The organism is Kitasatospora cystarginea (assembly GCF_039533515.1).
Classification (GTDB): domain Bacteria; phylum Actinomycetota; class Actinomycetes; order Streptomycetales; family Streptomycetaceae; genus Kitasatospora; species Kitasatospora cystarginea.
Map to the genome: position 1 here is coordinate 57,797 of NZ_BAAATR010000010.1, position 15,797 is coordinate 73,593.

Annotated in this window: 15 protein-coding genes and 1 pseudogene; 10 read left to right on the plus strand and 6 right to left on the minus strand. The window is 73.1% G+C overall.

The window, feature by feature from the left end; translation table 11 throughout:
• Positions 1 to 368: 368 nt before the first annotated feature.
• Positions 369 to 1,073, minus strand: a pseudogene (locus ABD369_RS13600) (IS982 family transposase); the annotation flags it as partial.
• Between the two features lie 70 nt (positions 1,074 to 1,143).
• On the opposite strand from ABD369_RS13600, the gene ABD369_RS13605 reads away from it, so the two are divergent.
• Positions 1,144 to 1,533, plus strand: a complete 390-nt coding sequence (locus ABD369_RS13605; RefSeq protein ID WP_344636613.1) for a hypothetical protein — start codon at positions 1,144 to 1,146, stop codon at positions 1,531 to 1,533.
• Positions 1,534 to 1,736: 203 nt separating this feature from the next.
• Here ABD369_RS13605 and ABD369_RS13610 read toward each other — a convergent pair whose 3' ends face one another.
• The 4 genes from ABD369_RS13610 to ABD369_RS13625 all read right to left on the minus strand — a co-directional run bounded on the left by ABD369_RS13610 (position 1,737) and on the right by ABD369_RS13625 (position 6,351).
• The gene (locus ABD369_RS13610; protein WP_344636614.1) at positions 1,737 to 1,862 is read right to left on the minus strand and encodes a hypothetical protein; all 126 of its coding nucleotides are present in this window, start codon (positions 1,860 to 1,862) and stop codon (positions 1,737 to 1,739) included.
• A 488-nt stretch (positions 1,863 to 2,350) separates the two neighbouring features.
• Entirely contained in the window at positions 2,351 to 3,133 is a 783-nt protein-coding gene (locus ABD369_RS13615) for a maleylpyruvate isomerase family mycothiol-dependent enzyme (protein ID WP_344636615.1), read from the minus strand.
• Between the two features lie 342 nt (positions 3,134 to 3,475).
• Positions 3,476 to 4,690, minus strand: coding sequence for an MFS transporter (locus ABD369_RS13620; protein WP_344636616.1), 1,215 nt, complete (start codon positions 4,688 to 4,690; stop codon positions 3,476 to 3,478).
• Positions 4,691 to 4,803: 113 nt separating this feature from the next.
• Positions 4,804 to 6,351, minus strand: coding sequence for a Na+/H+ antiporter (locus ABD369_RS13625; RefSeq protein WP_344636617.1), 1,548 nt, complete (start codon positions 6,349 to 6,351; stop codon positions 4,804 to 4,806).
• A 340-nt stretch (positions 6,352 to 6,691) separates the two neighbouring features.
• Between ABD369_RS13625 and ABD369_RS13630 the strand changes: the two genes are divergently transcribed.
• From ABD369_RS13630 to ABD369_RS13670, 9 genes are read left to right on the plus strand one after another with little or no spacing between them, the layout of a single operon-like run.
• The gene (locus ABD369_RS13630) at positions 6,692 to 7,129 is read left to right on the plus strand and encodes a V-type ATP synthase subunit E family protein (protein WP_344636618.1); all 438 of its coding nucleotides are present in this window, start codon (positions 6,692 to 6,694) and stop codon (positions 7,127 to 7,129) included.
• Positions 7,126 to 8,049 carry a hypothetical protein gene (locus ABD369_RS13635; RefSeq protein WP_344636619.1) on the plus strand — a complete coding sequence of 308 codons (924 nt, stop codon included), beginning with the start codon at positions 7,126 to 7,128 and terminating at the stop codon, positions 8,047 to 8,049. The genes ABD369_RS13630 and ABD369_RS13635 overlap by 4 nt, the downstream gene beginning before the upstream one ends.
• Positions 8,036 to 9,436, plus strand: a complete 1,401-nt coding sequence (locus tag ABD369_RS13640; protein ID WP_344636620.1) for a V-type ATPase 116kDa subunit family protein — start codon at positions 8,036 to 8,038, stop codon at positions 9,434 to 9,436. The genes ABD369_RS13635 and ABD369_RS13640 overlap by 14 nt, the downstream gene beginning before the upstream one ends.
• Positions 9,433 to 9,852, plus strand: coding sequence for an ATP synthase subunit C (locus ABD369_RS13645; protein ID WP_344636621.1), 420 nt, complete (start codon positions 9,433 to 9,435; stop codon positions 9,850 to 9,852). Before ABD369_RS13640 ends, ABD369_RS13645 begins: the two co-directional genes overlap by 4 nt.
• A 2-nt stretch (positions 9,853 to 9,854) precedes the next feature.
• Positions 9,855 to 10,076, plus strand: a complete 222-nt coding sequence (locus ABD369_RS13650; protein ID WP_344636622.1) for a hypothetical protein — start codon at positions 9,855 to 9,857, stop codon at positions 10,074 to 10,076.
• Entirely contained in the window at positions 10,073 to 10,585 is a 513-nt protein-coding gene (locus ABD369_RS13655) for a hypothetical protein (RefSeq protein ID WP_344636623.1), read from the plus strand. The genes ABD369_RS13650 and ABD369_RS13655 overlap by 4 nt, the downstream gene beginning before the upstream one ends.
• Positions 10,573 to 12,288 (plus strand): V-type ATP synthase subunit A, encoded by a 1,716-nt coding sequence (locus tag ABD369_RS13660; protein ID WP_344636624.1) that lies wholly within the window; start codon positions 10,573 to 10,575, stop codon positions 12,286 to 12,288. Before ABD369_RS13655 ends, ABD369_RS13660 begins: the two co-directional genes overlap by 13 nt.
• The gene (locus ABD369_RS13665; RefSeq protein WP_344636625.1) at positions 12,285 to 13,661 is read left to right on the plus strand and encodes a V-type ATP synthase subunit B; all 1,377 of its coding nucleotides are present in this window, start codon (positions 12,285 to 12,287) and stop codon (positions 13,659 to 13,661) included. The genes ABD369_RS13660 and ABD369_RS13665 overlap by 4 nt, the downstream gene beginning before the upstream one ends.
• The gene (locus ABD369_RS13670; protein WP_344636626.1) at positions 13,658 to 14,284 is read left to right on the plus strand and encodes a V-type ATP synthase subunit D; all 627 of its coding nucleotides are present in this window, start codon (positions 13,658 to 13,660) and stop codon (positions 14,282 to 14,284) included. The genes ABD369_RS13665 and ABD369_RS13670 overlap by 4 nt, the downstream gene beginning before the upstream one ends.
• A gap of 53 nt (positions 14,285 to 14,337) precedes the next feature.
• On the opposite strand, the gene ABD369_RS13675 is transcribed toward ABD369_RS13670, so the two are convergent.
• Complete coding sequence (locus ABD369_RS13675) at positions 14,338 to 15,693, minus strand: nicotinate phosphoribosyltransferase (protein WP_344636627.1); 1,356 nt, start codon at positions 15,691 to 15,693, stop codon at positions 14,338 to 14,340.
• Between the last annotated feature and the right edge of the window lie 104 nt (positions 15,694 to 15,797).

A 15,797-nucleotide genomic window follows, 5' to 3' on the forward strand; every position in this document is an offset into this window, starting at 1 on the left:
GTCCGGGAGGGTGGCCCTCGACAAGAACTGGCCGGCGTGAGCGCGCGTAGGGAACAAGGCCTGGTAGCCCTGCAGTCTCAACTGCGGGGGCCGTACCCAGGCCATTGACGACACAGGCCGAGGCCCGGTCGGGGGTTGTCGAGGTCGCGTGAGGTCCTGGCAGGGCCGACCGGCCCCTTCCCCGGCCGCTCTGCGCGGCGGGGCCGCGCGGTCCCGCCCAGCGGTCCGAACGGCCTTCCCCGGCAGTGGCCCGGGCCACCGAGGCTGGAAGCAGACCGGTGAAGTGCCGGCTCCGAACCGAAGGGAGCTCCCGATGAACGGCTCCACAGCCCCGACCGGCACCGGAAGCCGCCGCCCCGTGGGCGTCTCCCGCTCCGAGGCCAGCCGCTACGGGCAGGCCGCAGCAACTGGACTCCATGCTCGGACAGTTGGCGTTCGAAACTACGGCCGAAGTAGTTCTTGTCGCCGATGAGAGTCTGTCGGGGGCGTTCTCGCAGAAGCTCGCATTCGGCTGCCAGGAGGCCAAGGAGGGTCTCGCGTTCGTCGGCCTTGGCCCCGGTCAGGGCGAAGGCGATGGGCAGGCCCTGAAGGGTGCAGACCAGGTGCAGGCGCAGGCCCCAGAAGAAGCGGCTGTGGCTGGCGCAGTAGCCGTATTCGGCCCAACCTGCCAGGTCGGAGCAGCGTTTGACGGTCTCGCGGGAGCGGCCGCATTCCATCGGGGTGGAGTCCACGACCCATACGTCGTCGCTCCACACCGAGGTGGTGGCGGCCAGGATCCGGTTGACGCTTCGCATCAGAGCGGCGGCCTTGCGAAGCCGCTTGTTGTAGCCGGGCTGCTGGGGCAGGTAGGGGAAGAGGTGGCGCAGGTGGGCACGGGCATGGCGGAGCCATTTGGCCTCGGAGGTGTAGCCGAGTATGGCCTGCATCGTGGCGAGGGTGACCAGTTCGGCATCGCTCAAGCGGGGCGTGATGCCGACCGGCGGGCGCCACGGCGCCAGGTCGGGATGCTCCTTCAGCATGTCGTCGGTCGTCGCGTAGAGTGCTGTCGCGAGGGTGTCCACGTCGTTCGTCACAAAACGATCTTGGACGCCCTCGTTCTCGTCTCCGCAGGCACCCCGTGGGCCACACCACCTGGAGGAACCGGTGTCGTACCCGCAACTGCTCACCCCCGAGGAGAAGCTCGCCGACGCGAAGAAGCTGTTGAGCCTCCCGCGTATCGTCGTGATCTGCGGCTCCACCCGCTTCATGACCGAGATGGCCGAGGCTGATCTGCGGGAGACCAAAGCCGGAAAGATCGTCGTCAAGCCTGGCTGTGACATGAAGTCGCCGCGCGAACTTCGGTCTGATCCTGTCGAGGCCGAGGCGTTGAAGGTTCGACTCGACGATCTGCACCGGGCGAAGATCCGGCTCGCTGATGAGGTGCTCGTGGTCGGCGACTACATCGGAGACAGCACCCGAGCCGAAATCGCCTACGCCCGGTCGCTGGGCAAGCCCGTGCGGTTCACGCACCCCGAAGTCGACCCTGACGCCTGACCGCCCGCTGCCACCTCGACAACCAGGGCCGGCAGCCCGCCGCCTGACCGTCTCGCGGTGGCTTCGGCCGCTCACCCCACACCCTCCGCAGGCATCCCTTGGAATTGATCATCTAGCGATCACTGCCCTGCGCAGGACGCCGGGACCTGCGGTCACGCAGAACTGAGCCTGCTCCGCTTTAACGGACACCTTTGGTGTGTTGGTCAGGCGGCGAGCATGGCCTCGTAGGCGGCCGGGCTGCGGTAGACCCGGTCCCAGGCCGGGAAGTCCGCGGGCGTCGCCCGCCAGGTGATCCCGCCCGCGACCAGGTACCGCACCGCGTCCAGCATGTGCCGATGGCAGTACCCCTCCGGCCGCCCGCCACGGCCCTCCACCAGCCCGGCACCGGCAGCAGGACACGGACCTGGTCACACTCCGCGTCGGTCATGTCCGAGGGACACCCGACCGCCTGTACGGGCGGTCCCCGGCGTTCCCGAACCGGTGCGCGAGACAATCACACCCACGCGCAGCCGAGTTGGACCCCACCAGGGCAAGGGCATAGAACTGCGGCAACAGGGCCTCCCGGCGCGCTCAACGGTCTTCGACAACCACGAGCTGCACCAGAGGCCCTGTCTTCATGCGCGTTCCAGCCCGACACCACCCGACCGGGGACCACCGCTCGAACCAATGCCCACCAAGATCGATAGAGCAACAGTCACTAACAACCTGCCTGTGGACTCCCTCGTCTCAAGCGCGCAGCCAACCCTCGGAATCGATCATATGTTCGGCGCGAGTCCGTTCGCGATTCAGCGACAGGTTTGTACGCGGTGGCCTGTCGTCACGCCCAGTCCTCCGGTTCCCAGGCGAAGAGCAGGTCGAGCAGCTCCCGGTCCCCGTCGAGTTGCAGGGAGTCCGCCGAAATGCGGTCGTACCGCCAGAGGACCAGGTCACTGGCCGTGCCGCGAATGGAGAGGCCTGCCGCTTCCGGGGCCTCGCCGATGGCGGGCAGCCGGGTGGTCCGTGCACCGTCGCCGTCGACCGTGAGGCGCCAGGAGCGGTCCTCGGTGGCGTGAAAGTCGAAGGCGGTGGGCTTGTGCGGCCAGGCACTCCTCGTGAAGCTGGCGATGAACAGGCTCTCCTCGACACCGTCGAGCGCCACCTCGACAGGCAGTGAGGCCGAGTCGCCCACGGTGAGCTGGGCATCGTAGGTGTGCACCGCGATCTCCTGGACTTGGTGCCGGGCGACGCCACCGGCAGTGTGCGGCGTCTGCGTGACACCCCAGCCGGTGAAGCAGCCCTGGTCCGGACCGGCCTCCCGCAGGGCCGCCAGCAACAGCTCGGTCGAGGCGGCCAGCCAGGCCAGCACGCCCTCGCGCTCCTGCGGCGCGACCGCGTCACCCTGGGCCGGGGTCCTGGACGTGGCGTCCGGCCCGGCCGCGACGGTGGCGGCCCAGCGACGGCGGCCCTCGCCGATGTGCTGCACCAGGTCGAACAGCGTCCACTCGGGGCAGGTCGGCACGGGCAGGTCGAGGCTGGGCGCGACGGCGATCGCGGCGCGGAAGGCGGTTGCACGTTCGTCGATCAGCCGCAGCAGATCGGGAAACTCCAGAGTCTTGTGCACGGCGGTAGTTCTACCACCCTGATCCATTCGCCCGACAGCGGTTTTCCCAGCCGGAACTCCGGCCCAGGCGAGCCCACGCTCGGGCTTTCGCTATGCCATGGCCGAGCCCCGCGTTCCGGGCGACAGAACCACGCCCCCCGATCGCTCCGGCCGCCTCGGCCTCGGCCAAGATCGCGGTGGACAGCCGCTCCGGTCCCGTCCAACTCCCAGCTCCGGAAGCGGCCATACACAGTCTGCTGCCGATGCCCATCCCCCCTGCTGCCGACAACCGCAACAGGAGTCCGCGTTCTTGCTGTTCAGCGCCTCAACGCGCAGCCCAGGACCCCTTGGAATCAATCATCTCTAGAGGCGGCTCCAGGTGAGCGCCGGAAGAGCCGCGGCGAGCAGCACCGCCACCGTGCCGGAGACGAGCAGTGGGATGCGGCCGTCGCCGTTCCAGGCGAGACCGGCCCACAGACCCGCGATGAGAACGGCGGCCGAGGCGGCGCCCTGGTACAGGCCCTGCGCGGTGCCCTGTTGCCGATCGGGGACGAGACTGGAGATCCAGGCTTTGCCGACGCCGTCGGTGCAGGCGTTGAAACCGCCGTACAGCGGCAGGACGAGGAAGACCAGCCACGGGACGTGGATGAGGCCGAGACCGAGGTAGCCAACGGCGAAGAAAGCAAGTCCGGCCGCAAACACCAGTGGACGGGGACAGCGGTCCGAGAGCGCACCCGCCGGGTAGGACAGAGCGGCATAGGCGAGGTTGTAGACGGCGTAGGCGAGCACCACCCCGGCCGTGGACAGCCCCAGTTGGTGGGCGCGTAGCAGCAGGAGCGCGTCGGGGAAGTTGACCAGGCCGAAGACGGTCAGTGCGGCGAGGACCCGCCAGTACGCGCGCGGCAGCTCACGCCAAGCCGTACGGGGCGTTCGGGAGTCGGCGGCCCGCTCGGACGGGGTGCCGCGCCGGTCGTGGACGGCGGCGGTCAGGGCGACCGAGGCCGCGGCCGGGACAAGAGCCACCCAGAACAGCGGGCGCAGGCGGTGGTCGAGCGCCTCGTACAGGCCTAGCCCCACCAGCGGTCCGACGACCGCGCCGGCGGTGTCGGCGGCACGGTGCAGGCCGAAGACCCGGCCACGCCGACCGGCGGGGATGCCGTCGACCAGGAGGGCATCGCGAGGCGCACTCCGGAGTCCCTTGCCGAGCCGGTCGGTGACGCGGGCTACCAGCACGAGCGGCCAGACGGTCGCGACGGCGATGAGGAACTTGCCGAGCGCGGCCAGCCCGTAGCCGTAGGCGATGAGCGGTCGGCGCGCGAAGCGGTCGGCGAGCCGCCCGGCGGCGACCTTGGTGAGAGAGGCGGCCCCTTCGGCGAGACCCTCGATCGCGCCGACGGCAGCAGGCGGAGCGCCGAGCACGGTGGTGAGGAAGATCGGCAGAACCGGGTAGAGCAGTTCGCTGGCGGAGTCCTGGAGGAAGGAGACACCGCAGAGCACCTTGACGTTGCGGGTCAGCCAGCCGTTCTCGGTGGGTGGCGCCGTGTTGGTGGCGGCCGTCGTCGGTTCGGGCTCGGTCATTGGTGCAGGGTATCCGGGAGACAGCCGACCGCCGTGGTCGCGTCGGCGAAAGGCGGGTGCGGTCGGTGCTGCGGTGACCGGAACAGAACGGGATGGCCGGGGGCGTGGCTCCGTCACCGGGTGCCGAGTGCGGCTTCCTCGCGGTCGAGTTCGTGCTGAAGGCGTCGGCGAGTGGTGTCGCTGATGCGGTGTCCGTCGTACAGGCGGTGCAGCTCGGCGTTCTGGACGGCTAGCACCTCGTGCCGAAGTTCCCGGTAGGCGGCGTCCACGGTGGTGCCGTCCGGGCCGTCGATGCTGTGGTCGAGGCGTGCCGTCAGGCCCCGGTGGACGCGGTCGATGACGGGCTCGGGCATGGCCTCCAGCGCGGCGAGGTGCTCGACGTGGTCGAGCGCGGCGCGGTTGAGGGCGTCGCGGGCGTCGTCCTCCTCGCGGACCGTGTGCTCGGGCTCCAGGGCGATGCCGGAGCGGTTGACCACAGAGGCCAGGCTGAGGCCCTGAACGACCAGGGTGAACACGACGACGGCGGTGGTGAGCACGAGGACGAGCGGGCGCCCGGCGAGCCGGCTGCCGCCGTCGGCGGTGAGGGGGATGGACAGGGCGGCGGCCAGCGGCATGACCCCCCTGGTGCCGGCCCAGGTGACCACCCCGGCCACCCGCCAGGAGAGGCGTCCACGGCTGGGCTTGACCGCGCGGGTCAGTGGCAGGGTCCACGCCACTCGGACGGCGATCAGTACCGCCGCCAGGGCGAGGGCCTGGAGCGGCCACCAGCCGGTCTCCCTGGGCAGGTCGTGGACCAGGGCCGGCAGTTCCAGCCCCACGATGCTGAAGACCACGCTCTCCAGTACGAACACCACGACCGCGTAGACGGCGTGCAACTGCAGGCGGATGCGGGCGTCGCTCAGACGGTGGCCGGAGCGGCCGAGCAGGACACCCGCGACGACGACCGAGGTGATGCCGGAGGTGTGTGCGGACTCCGCCAGTACGTACGCCGCGTACGGCGTGACCAGGGCGATGACGGTTTCCAGCACCGGGTCGGTGGTGCGGCGGCGGATCAGCCACACCAGGCCGGCGACGGCGGCGCCGACCACGCTTCCGCCGCCGCCGAGGAGCAGGAACTCCCCGCCAGCGGCGGGCAGGCTCACCGCACCGCCCGTGGCCACCGCGATGCCGACGGCGACCTTGAAGAGAACGAGGGAGGTGGCGTCGTTGAAGAGGCTCTCCGCCTGCACCAGGACCTGGACACGGCCGGGTAGCGCCAGACGGCGGCCGAGCGCGGTGACGGCGACAGGGTCGGTGCTGGCCAGCACCGCACCGAGCACGAAGGCCATCGCGGGCGGTAGCCCGGTCACGGCGACGGCCGTGAAGCCCACTGCCGCGGCCGAGGCGAAGACCAGGCCGAAAGCGAGGATCGTGACCGGCCGCCACACCATTCGCAGATCGCGCAACGACAACTCCTCCGCCGAGGCGTACAGCAGCGGCGGGAGCACGACCAGCGCGATCGTCTGCGGAGGGATGTGCAGTCTGGGCACGCCGGGTACCAGCGCCACTCCGAGCCCGGCGAGGACCAGCAGAGAGGGGGCGGGGACTCGCCAGCGCCTGGCGAAGGTGGCCACGGCGGTGGCCAGGGCCACCAGGAACAGAACGATCCCCACGGAGTGCATCTGCGAAGAACCCCATCACGTCAAGCGGGGTCACCGCCGCCCGTTCGCTGCAGTCGTCCCCCGAGCCGACCAGGCTTCCCGGCACACCACGGGTAATTTTATCGGGAATTTAGCGCGGCGCGACAGACTTGACCGCGCCCCACGCGGTGAGCGTCGACACCCGCCGTCCGGTCGCGCCCCCGGGCTTCGGGTCCGACGAGGTCACCACTGTCGCCCGGCTTCACCGGCCGCCGTCACGGGCCGCCGGAGAAGCTCCGGCGGACGGCCCTGTCCAGGGCGACAGGGACGGCCGCACGTGGACACTGAAGTGGGGGGAACCACCCACAGGGGAGTTCCACTGGTGCGATTCCGCGACTTCTTGGCACGGTTCCGCCCCACCGGTACACCCGGGGCGGCCGCGACCGGCGTCCCGGCCGACCGGGCCGCTGAGCTGGCCGCTGAACTGGGACCGTCCCTCGCACAGCTGACGCAGGCCCAGGAGGAGGCGGCCGCGATCCGGGCCGAGGCCGCCGGGCAGGCCGAGCGGCTACGCCGGGACGGCGCCGAGCAGGCGGCGGAGCTGATCGCGCAGGCCCGGGCGCGGGCACCGAAGGTGCGGGAGGAGGCGGCCGCGGCGGTTCGGCGAACGGCTGAGGCGGAGGTGGTGCAGGTGTCGAGCGCGGCCGAACGTTCGGCCGAGCAGACGCGCCGACGGGCCCGGGAGCGGATGCCCGCCCTGGTCGAGCGGATCGCGGCGGAGGCGTTCCGGACGCCGGAGGAGACGGAGGGGCCCCGGTGAGCGCCGGGTGGGTCGGCGGAGCGACCCGGGCGAGAGGTTTGCTGTCCCGCTGCCTCGGGGCCCAGGCGGTAGGACACCTGGCCGCCTCCGCGTCACTCGGTGGGGCCCTGCGGCAGCTGGCGACCACCCCGTACCGACGGTTCCTGACGGCCGACGCCACGGTGACCGAGGCGCAGCGGGCGGTCTCCGCGACGCTGCTGTGGCACCTGCGGGTGCTCGCCGGCTGGCTGCCGCGCTCCGGGGCGAACGCGGTGCGCGTGCTGGCGGCGGGGTTCGAGATCGCCAACACCGAGGACCGTCTGCGAGCCCTCGTGGGGGTGCCGACGCCGCAGCCGTACCGGCTCGGCGCACTGGCCACGGCGTGGAACCGGTTGGCGCGTGCCGGTAGCCCGGGCGAGGTCCGGGCCGTGCTGGCCGCCTCGGCCTGGGGCGACCCGGGTGGCGAGGACCTGGCGACCACGGGCACGGCGATGCGGATCGCGGCCGCCGTCCGGGCCGCCGAGGCGGCGCCTCCCGCGCAGCGGTGGGCGGCAGGCCGCGCCGCCCTGCTGGCGGCCCGTGGGCGGTTCGTCACCGACCGGCCGCTGACGGGTCCGGCCGCCAGGCACGCGGCCCGGCTGCTCGGCCGCAGGGCCGTCGAGGCGGCCTCCTTCGAGGAGTTCCGGCGACAGCTGGTGCCGACGGCACGCTGGACGGTGGACGGCATCGAGAGCCCGGACGAACTGTGGCAGGCCGAGGCCCGCTGGTGGACGGCACTCGACCGGGACGGCCGTGGGCTGTTGCGCGGGGCCCGGTACGGCCTCGAACCGGTGGTGGGCGCCGTCGCCGTACTGTCCGCGGACGCATGGCGGGTACGCGCCGCCCTGGAGCTGGCCGAGCATGGTGGAGGCTCCCCGGAGGTACTAGATGCGCTGGTCTGAGACCGTGGCTCCGGTACGCATGCAGCGGGTGGCGATCGTCGCCCCGCAGGCGGCGCTGCGCGAGGTGCTGGTACGGATCGCCGATGCCGGATGCGTGGAGATCGACCGGATCGAGGAGGCCGCCCCGGGGCCGGCCGGGCGGCGGCTCCAGCGGATGGCGGCCACCCGGTCCGGGCCGGCTGTCGTGGCCGGGGCGCCGCCGGATCTCGACGAGTTGGAGCGGGAAGGGCGTCTGGACCTGCTGGCGGGAGAGGCCCAGGTCGAGGAGCGCTCTGCGAGTGCGGTCCGGGGCGGCGAGGCGGTAGCGCTCGGCGGCTGGTGCCCGGCGGCCGAAGTGCCGCGGGTGGCCGGGCGACTGGCAGCCGCCGGGGGAAGCCTGGTGCCGCTGCGGAGGCCGCGCGGCACCGATCCGCCGACGTTGCTGCGCGGCCGGGGCCCGGTGCACCGGGCGTTCGCCCCGCTGGTGACGACCTACGGCACGGTGCCGTACGCGGACCTGGACCCCACCTGGCCGACCGGGATCGCGTACGTGCTGATGTTCGGCCTGATGTTCGGCGACGCCGGGCACGGGGCGCTGCTGCTCCTGGCCGCTCTGCTGCTGCGGCTGGGCCGCCCGCGTCGGCTGGCGTCGCTCTGCGGCCTCTGGCCCTTCGTGGCCGGGGCCGGACTGGCGAGCACACTGGCCGGGGTGGCCTACGGGGAGTTCTTCGGGCCGACGGGTGTGCTGCCGGTGCTCTGGCTGAACCCGCTGGAGCAGCCCGAGCGGCTGCTCGTCGCAGCGGTGGGCCTCGGCGGAGTGCTCCTCTCACTCGCCTACGCGGCCGGGACGGTGAACCGGTGGCGCGAGGGCGGTCCGGCCAGAGCCCTGTACGCGACCTCCGGAGCCGCCGGGTTCGCGCTCTTCCTCGGTCTCGGTGTCACCGGCGCCGGACTGTACCTGCACCAGCCACCGTGCACGACCGCCGCGCTGGTGCTCGCCCTGGGCGGGCTGGTGCTCGCGGGCGCGGGTCTCTACGGCGACAGCGCGGGCGGCGCGGGCGGTGTGCTGCAGACCGGGGTCGAACTGCTCGACACGGTGGTGCGGATCTTCGCGAACACCGTCTCGTTCGCCCGGATCGCGGCCTTCGGTCTCACCCACGCGGCGCTCGGCCAGGTGGTCTGGCGCGGCACGTCCGCCCTGGCCGGGCGGGGGGCGGGCGGGTTGGCCGGGGCGGTGCTGGTGTTCGCCGTGGGAAACGCGCTCACCTTCGCGCTGGAGGCGCTGGTGGCCGGGGTCCAGGCACTGCGACTGGAGTTCTACGAGCTGTTCTCCCGGGTCTTCGAGGGTCTGGGCCGTCCCTTCCGCCCCTGGCACCCGCCCGTTCGACACACGGAGGTCAACCGGTGATCACCTGGCTGATCGCGCTCCCGGCCCTGGTCGCCGCGCTCGGCGGCGTGCACCTGCTGACCCGGCGGCGCGGGCGGGCGGCGGTGCGCTGGCTGATCGGAGTGAACGCCGTGCTCCTGGCCGGCGCACTGGTGCTGCTGGTGGCTGCGCTCGACGGCCCAGCGCGGGCCGCCGCCACCCCCGGGGCCGCCGCGAGCACCGGGCTGGGTCCGGCCGCGCTGATCGGCGCCAGCATCGCGGTCGCGGGAGCATCGATCGGTGCGGCCCTCGCCGTGGCGTACACCGGAGCCGCGGCCATCGCCGCGCTCAGCGAACGACCCGAGCTGTTCGGCCGGGCGATGGTCATCGTCGGCCTCGCCGAGGGCATCGCGGTCTACGGGCTGGTGGTGGCGATCCTGCTGATCGGGAAGGCCTGACGGTGGGCGCGGTCGTCGCCCTCGGGGAACGGACCAGGGTGGCCGGGTGGTCCCTGGCCGGAGTGACCGTGCTCGTCGCCGATCAGCCGGAGGCGGTGCGGCGGGCCTGGGCTGACCTGCCCGAAGGAGTCGAGCTGGTGATCCTCACCCCGGCGGCGGGCCGGGCCCTCGGCTCCGCGCTGTCGGAGAGCGGTCGGCCGCTCTGCGTGGTGATGCCGTCGTGATCGCCGCACCGGGCACGGATGCCCTGGAGCCGGTCCGGGCCGAGCTGCTGCGGGTAGCCCGTGCGGACGCCGAGGCACTACTCGCCGCGGCGCGCCGGGACGCCGCCGAGGCCGTGGCAGTCGCCCGGGCGAAGGCCGAGACGATCGTCGAATCCGCCCGGAGCGAGGGCACGGCGGAGGGGGAGAAGGCCAAGTCCGAAGAGCTCGCCCGGGCTCGCCGCCAGGCCGGAGCCGCCGAACTCGCCGTCCGGGGTGAGGCATACGCACAGCTGCGTCGCCGCGTCACCGAGCGCCTGCGCGAACGCTACGAGACGGACCCGGCGATCGGTGAGGGACTGCGGGCGCGGGCCCGCCGACTGCTCGGACCGGACGCGCAGCTGACCGAGCACCCGGAGGGCGGAGTGGTGGCCTCGGTTCCCGGCCGGCGCGTCGATCTCGGCCTGCCGGCGCTGGCCGCGCGGGCACTGGACCGGGTGAGCGTGGAGGCGGAGACGCTGTGGGCGCCGTGAGCCGGATCCTGCGGGTGGCCGGGCCCCTGGTCGAAATCGCGTACGCCGGTGACACCGCGATGCACGACGTGGTGCTGCTCGGCCCGGACCGGCTGCCGGGAGAGGTGGTGGCGATCGGCGGCGAGGTGGCGACCGTGCAGGCGTACGAGTACACGGGCGGTCTGGCTCCGGGACACCCCGCCGTCCCGCAAGGCGGCCCGCTGCGAGCGACGATGGGACCCTGGCTGCTGGGCGGGGTCTTCGACGGTCTGCTGCGCCCGCTCGCCGGTGGTGGCGACTGGCTCGTTCCGGGCGGGGGCGTCCGCGGCGACGACCGTACCTGGCGGTTCGTCCCGGGGGTGACGGTGGGCGAACACGTGGGGGAGGGCGGTGTGCTGGGTGAGATCGGCACCGGGCCGGTGCCGTTCCGTCTCATGGCACCACCGGGGCACGCCGGGACGGTGGAGCGGATCGCCCCCGAAGACCAGTACTCCGCAACGGCGGTGCTGGGCGTGGTGGGCGCTACCGAGGTCCGGATGGCGGTCGAGTGGCCGGTCCGCCGCCCGCGTCCCGCCAGGGAACGGACCGAGGCCCGGGTACCCCTGAACACCGGTCAGCGCGCCATCGACCTGCTCTTCCCGGTCGCCCGCGGCAGCACCGTAGCGGTCCCGGGCGGCTTCGGCACCGGCAAGACCATGCTGCTGCAGCAGATCGCCAAGTGGTGCGACGCGGACGTCATCGTCTACGTCGGCTGCGGTGAGCGCGGCAACGAAATGGCGGACGTCATCGCGGAGTTCGCGGAGCTCGACGACCCGCGCACCGGCGGGAGGCTCGCCGACCGGACCGTGGTGATCGCCAACACCTCCAACATGCCGATGATGGCCCGCGAGGCGAGCGTGCACACCGGTGCGACCGTGGCCGAGTACTTCCGCGACATGGGCCTCGATGTGGTGGTGATCGCCGACTCGACCTCGCGCTGGGCCGAGGCGCTGCGCGAATTCGCCTCCCGGATGGGCGAGTTGCCCGCCGAGGAGGGCTATCCGGCCGGTCTCGCCTCGGAACTGGCGGCCTTCTACGAACGTGCCGGCGCCGTCCGCACCCTGGGCGGCGCGTCAGGGTCCGTGACGGTCCTGGGTGCGGTCTCGCCGCCGGGCGGGGACCTGGCGGAACCGGTCACCGCGCACACCGAGCGTTTCGTCCGCTGCCTGTGGACGCTCGACCGGGAACTCGCCTACGCCAGGCACTACCCCGCCGTTTCCTGGCCCGGCTCGTTCTCCCGGGACGTCGCGTCACTCGCGGCCTCGCACGCGGGCTCCGGCGACCCGGCCTGGCCGCAGCGCCGCGAGCAGATCACGGCCCTGCTCGCCGAAGCGGACCGGCTGGCCGACCTGGTGGACCTGGTCGGCATCACCGCACTGCCCGCGCAGGAGCGGATCAGCGTGCTCGGCGGCCGGCTGGTCAGGGAAGGAGTGCTCCAGCAGAACGCCCTGTCGCCGAAGGACGCGTACTGCCCGCCGGAGAAGACCGCCGCACTGGCCGAGGCCGTACTCGCGGTCATCGCCGAGTGCCGCGAACTGATCGACTCCGGCACCCCCGTGGACACGGTGGAGGAAGTGGACTTCACCCCGCTGCTGCGCGCCCGCGAGGAGGTGGACCCGCAGGGCGCCGCCGCCGTGGCGGTCCGCCGGGACGCCGTGCTCGCCGCGCTCCGGGGGCTGCCGTGACGGCGTGGGGCGAGGTCGAGTACACCGATGTCCGCGAGCTGCGCGGGCCGCTCCTGGTGGTGGGCCGGGTGACCGGAGTCGGCTGGGACGAGTTCGTCCGGATCACCCTCGACTCCGGCGAGCAGCGCCACGGCCTCGTCCTGGAAGTGGACCGCGACCTCGCCGTGGTGCAGGTCCTGGAGGACACCACGGGCATGGACCCGGCCGCCACCAGGGTCGCCTTCGCGGGCACCCCGCTGCGCATCCCGGTCGGCACCGGCTGGCTCGGCCGGGTCTGCAACGGCCGGGGCGAACCCGTCGACGGCGGCCCGCCCGTCTTCGGATCCACCGACGCGGCGGTCGGCGGCGCCCCGATCAACCCGGTGCGCCGCAGGCCACCCGCCGAACCGGTGCTGACCGGGGTCGCGGCGATCGACGTGCTCACCACCCTGGTGCGGGGCCAGAAACTGCCGGTCTTCTCCGCGGCCGGCCTGCCGCACCTCGAACTGGCCGTCCAGATCGCGGCCCAGTCGAACTGCGGCGGCGAGACGTTCAGCGTGGTGTTCGCCGGGATGGGCCTCACCCATGCCGACGCGTCCTTCGTCCGCGACGCGCTCGCCGAACGCGCCGGAGCCGGCGAGCTGGTGCTGCTGCTCAACACCGCCGACGACCCGGTGATCGAACGGCTGCTCACCCCTCGCCTCGCGCTCACCGTCGCCGAACACCTGGCCTTCGACCAGGGCCGCCACGTCCTGGTGGTGATGACCGACATGACCGCGTACGCGGAGGCCCTGCGGGAGGTGTCCGCCGCACGCGGCGAGATCCCCGCCCGGCGGGCCTACCCCGGCTACCTCTACAGCGACCTCGCCTCGCTGTACGAACGCTGCGGACGGATCGTGGACCGCCCGGGGTCGGTCACCGTCCTGCCGGTGCTCACCATGCCCGCGGGCGACATCACCCACCCGGTACCCGACCTGACCGGGTACATCACCGAGGGGCAGATCGTCCTGTCCCAACCGGCCCACGCCCGCGGGGTCTACCCGCCGGTGGACGCGCTGTCCTCGCTCTCCCGCCTGATGCGCAAGGGCGCCGGGCCGGGCCGCACCAGGGACGACCACCTCGACGTCGCCGCCCAGCTGCTCGCCGCGCTCGCCCGGGCCCGTCAGGTGCGCGAACTGGCAGACCTGATCGGTGAGTCCGCGCTCAGCCCCACCGACCGCCGGTACCTGGCGTTGGACGAGGCCTACCTGCACCGCTTCCTGGCCCAGCGGGCCGACGAGAACCTGCTCCTGGACGCGGCCCTCGCCCGGGCCTGGAACGTTCTGCTCACCCTGCCGAGAGCCCAACTCCCGATGATCCCGGCAGAGTTGCTCGACCTTCACGGTGCGACATGACCGCGCCGCGCCGCACCCCGCCGGGCCGGGCAGGACGACTGCGCCTGCACCACGGCCTTCAGGTCGCGCTGCGCGGCGCGGACCTGTTGGAGCGCAAACTGCGGATCCTGAGCGACCGGCACCGACAGCTGCGGGAGGCCGAGGAGGAGGCGGAGCGGATCTGGTGCCGCAGGGTGGGCGAGGCCGAGACCTGGCTGCTGCGAGGGCTGCTGCTGGGCGGCGAACGGGCGCTGGAAGCAGTGGCCGTGGCCGACCGGGCGGACGTCACCGTCGAATGGGTCACCGCGATGGGCGTGCGCCACCCGTCCGCCGCTCTCTGCACTGATGCCGTCCGGTCCGCTGACGAGCCCGCCCCGGGCAACACCGCCCTGGCGCACGCCGAGACCGCCTACCGCGCGGCGGTACGGGCCGCGGCCGAGTACGCGGTCGCCCGTACCGCCGCGCACCTGGTCGGAGCGGAGAAGGACCGGACCCGGCAGCGGGTCCGCGCGCTGCGCCGCCACTGGATCCCACGCCTGACCGCAGAGTTGGCCGCCGCGGACCTGGCCCTGGAGCAGGCCGAGCAGGAGGACTCGGTGCGGCGGCGCTGGGCGGCAGGAACCAGAGAAGGCAGGGCCGAGTGAGGGGGAGAAGGCTGCCCGCCGCCCGGGCCGGGCTCCTCGTCCGCCGTGCTCGGTCAGTGTTGCAGGGTGGGCACGTCCCGTCCGGAGCGCAGCCCGGCTTCGAGCTGCCGCCGTACCTCGGCGCTGAACCGGCGCAGCCGGTCGGAGACGGCGGCCTCGGGCGGGGTGGGGCCGGCGATCAGGCGCGCGGCGGGCGGGAGCCGGGCGAGGTCGGCCTCGAAGGCGGAGCGGGCCTCGGCGAGCGGACGCGGCGGCCGGGTGCGCTGCCCGTGAGCCATCACCGTCTCCAGCAGTGGCCGGGCGCCGGGCGGCACCGGCTCGTCCCGCAGCGCGATGGTGTCCGTGAAACCGGGGCCGCGGAAGACCTGCTTCGCGCCCGGAGTGGTGGCCTTGGCCGCGGACAGCTTCATCATCGGCCGACCGTCGTACTCGACCAGTTTGTACGCCGCGTCCAGGTACGGCGCGTCCGCCGACACGCCCACCAGCGTGCCGACGGCGAACAGGTCGATCGGTGCCCGCTCGCGGACCAGCCGTTCGACGGCGAACTCGTCCAGGCCGCCGCTCGCCGTGATCCGCACCCCGGGCAGCCCGGCCGCGTCCAGGATCCGCCGCGCCGCCATCGCGAGTGCTCCGAGATCCCCGCTGTCCAGCCGCACCCCGCAGCCCTGGTGCAGCCCGAGCTCGCGCAGCACCCGGGCCGCCACCGCCACCCCGGCCCCGGTGTCGTAGGTGTCCACCAGGAAGGTCACCGGCCCCGGGTGGGCGCGCGCGTACGCCCGGAACGCCTCCGCCTCGTCGCCGAACACCTCGATGTACGAGTGCGCCATCGTGCCCACGGCGGGCAGCCCGTAGCGGTGGGCGGCGGCGACATTGCTGGTCCCCGCGAAGCCCACCAGCGCGCCCAGCCGGGCGGCCTGGTCACCGGCGTCGGCGCCGTGGGTACGCCGCAGCGAGAAGTCCACCACCGGCCGCCCGGCCGCCGCGATCACGCAGCGCGCCGCCTTGGACGCGACCGCCGTCTGGTGGCACACCTGGTTGAGCAGGTACGACTCGACCAGCTGCGCCTCGGCGATCGGCGCCGTCACCTCCAGCAGCGGCTCCCCGGCGAGCACGATCCGCCCCTCCGGCACGGCCCGTACCTCGCCGGTGAAGCCGAGCCCCCGCAGTGGCGCGAGCTCCGGCGCGGGGCGGCCGAGCGCGGCGGCGAACGCCGCGACGTCCTCCTCGTCGACCCGCACCTCGGCCAGGTGGTCCAGGACCGGTTCCAGTCCGGCCGCGACCAGGAAACCGCGGTCCGGAGGCAGTTTCCGGACGAAGAGGCTGAACGTCGCCGGGGCGGTCATCCCCTCCAGCAGGTACGAGTGCGCCATCGTCACCTCGTACAGGTCGGTGATGCGGGCGTTCGACATGGCGCTGACTCCGGTTGTGGCGGGACGGCTCTCCGGACGTGGCCTAACGGCCGGCGGGTCCGAAGCCGGTACACCGTCGGAGGGTCCGGCGGACCGGTCGGGCG